This is a genomic window from Bradyrhizobium sp. SHOUNA76 (genome assembly GCF_023006445.1).
In the GTDB taxonomy this organism is placed as follows: Bacteria; Pseudomonadota; Alphaproteobacteria; order Rhizobiales; family Xanthobacteraceae; genus Bradyrhizobium.
In genome coordinates, this window is the sequence record NZ_JALBHA010000734.1 from 1 (window position 1) to 2,294 (window position 2,294).

Consider the following 2,294-nt stretch of genomic DNA (forward strand, 5'->3'; position numbering starts at 1 on the left):
GCGGCAGCTTTGCCGGTCTCGCCGGCGCCCTGCAGCTCGGCCGTGCCCGCCGCAAGGTCACCGTTCTCGATACCGGCCTGCCGCGCAATCGCTTCGCCGGCCACTCGCATGGCCTGCTCGGCCACGATCACAAGCCGCCGCTGGACATCCTGGCCGAGGCGCGGCAGCAGCTGGCGCGTTATCCCACGGTCAAGCTGGTCAATGCCCGGGCCGACGGCGTCTCGGGCGCCCTCGACGATTTCAAGGTCCTCACTTCCGATGGCGAAAGCCTTCGGGCGCGTCGTGTGATCCTGAGCTATGGCATCGTCGACCAGATGCCTGATGTTCCGGGCTTTGCCGAAAGCTGGGGCACGTCCATCGTGCCCTGCCCCTATTGCGACGGCTTTGAAGTCGCCGGCCAGCATTGGGGCCTCGTCTGGTCGGGCCCGCAATCGCACAATCAGGTCAGGCTGTTCCACGATTGGACCGACAGGTTGACCCTCTTCGCCGGTGGTCACGACATTCCGCCTGATATCCGGGCCGATCTGGCGCGCCGCAACATACCCGTCGTCGATGGCCGGATCACCGGGATCGCCCATCACGGGGCCCATAACGCCACCGTCAAGCTCGATACCGGCCCCGATGTCGCGGTCGACATCCTGTTCGCCCATCCGCGCAACAAGCCGTCCGCAAGCCTGCATGAATCACTGGGTCTCGCCACCGTGGCTACGCCCGGCGGCATCGCCCTCAAGGTCGACGAGCGCCGCCAAACCAGCATGCCCGGCATCTACGCCGCCGGCGACCTCACCACGACCTTCTTGCCCTCGGTCACCCAGGCATCATCGCAGGGCGCGATGGCGGGTATCTTCGCCCAGCAGTCGATGGTGGTTTGAGAGCACAGATTCCCTTCTCCGGACCGGTGTCATCGAAAACCGACTGGCCGGCTGCCCCCGCAGTTCACCCGACGCCTGAGGAGATGCACCTGTCCAAAACCAGAAACACCGAAGCCAGCATCGGCATCTCTCGTCCGACCGCTGTTGGAGAGGCCCCACACATGAAGTTCGAACACGTCACCTTCGACCTGCCACACGGCACCTTTCACGCGTTGCAGGGTGGTGATCCCGATGGCCAACCGACGATCGTCTTGCACGGCTTCCCGGACCATCCCCCGACCGCGAAGCCCTTCCTTGCCGAGCTGGGCCGACGTGGCCGTCACGTCGTCGCTCCCTGGCTTCGCGGTTACGCGCCGTCCCCGACGGCGGGGCCTTTCGACTTCGCAGCCCTCACCAGCGACGTGCTCGCGCTGATCGACCGCTGGTCTCCCGGGCGACCCGTGGAGTTGATTGGCCACGACTGGGGTGCCCTGATCACATATGATGCCTGCGTCACCGCGCCGGAGCGGATCGAACGCGCGGTCGCGCTCGCAATCCCGCACCCACTCACCTTCATGAGCCGGCTGACGGACCCCGCTCAGCTGCGCCGGAGCTCATACATGGGGCTCTTTCAACTGCCGGGAAGCGGCTGGATCGCCACCGCCCGCGATCTCGCCTTCATCGACCGCCTCTGGCATCAGTGGTCGCCCGGCTTCTCGCTCGATCCTGCTCTCAAGGCGGAGCTACACGAGCACCTGCGGGCGAGCATGCCCGCGCCTCTGAAGTACTACCGGGCGATGCTGCGGCCCGGCATGCTTGGGGCGACGCGCCGTATGTCTCGGCCGATCACGGTGCCCATGTTGCAGCTTCACGGTGCCAACGACGGCTGCATCCTCCCTGCGCAAGTCGATGACCGACATCGGTTCGCCGCCCGGCGCGCGATGGAGGTCGTCCCCAACGTCGGTCACTTCCTGCACATCGAGGCCCCCGAGGCGATTGCGGAACGGATTGCGGCATGGGCCGAGTAGAGGATCACTCGTCCAGGCCGAAGTCAGGACCGTCGACAACGTCGCGCGTTTTGGGGGCGAGGAGTTTGTGGTGTTGCTGCGCGAAACCGGTGTTGGCAGCGCGTTTCTGTTGGCGGAGCGCCTACGCCAGCAGATCAGCGGTGGTGCGATAGAGGCCCGTGGCAAGAAGATCGTCAGCGTAACCGCATCTGTTCGAGACGATGCGGGCTTTGGCATCGATCCGGACCCCTCGCCTCGATCAAAGGATTCCGAGTTAAGAACAAATCAGAACAAGGATAATGGCATGGCAGAGAAAAAAGTTTATCAGGTGGCCGACTGGAATGGCCAAAGCGGGGAGCGCTGGGTCGCTAACCAGGCCCGGCTCGACGCCATGGCGGCGGTGTTCGGCCAGGCCGCGATCGAAGCCGCCGCGCCC

Annotated in this window: 3 protein-coding genes; all 3 read left to right on the forward strand. The window is 65.3% G+C overall.

All coding sequences use genetic code 11. The features are described from left to right. Positions 1-872, forward strand: an 872-nt coding sequence (locus MOV74_RS36325; protein ID WP_246932111.1) for an NAD(P)/FAD-dependent oxidoreductase, incomplete at its 5' end; no start/stop codon positions are given. 161 nt (positions 873-1,033) lie between these two features. Continuing rightward, a complete protein-coding gene (locus MOV74_RS36330) occupies positions 1,034-1,879 on the forward strand; it encodes an alpha/beta fold hydrolase (protein ID WP_246932113.1) in 846 nt (281 codons plus the stop codon). Further along, the coding region (locus MOV74_RS36335) for a diguanylate cyclase (protein WP_246932115.1) at positions 1,761-2,294 on the forward strand (534 nt) is incomplete at its 3' end. The genes MOV74_RS36330 and MOV74_RS36335, both read left to right, overlap by 119 nt.

Excerpts from the sequence above, each read along its gene's own strand:
- MOV74_RS36330 (WP_246932113.1), top strand. The coding sequence starts at position 1,034 with ATGAAGTTCGAACACGTCACCTTCGACCTGCCACACGGCACCTTTCAC.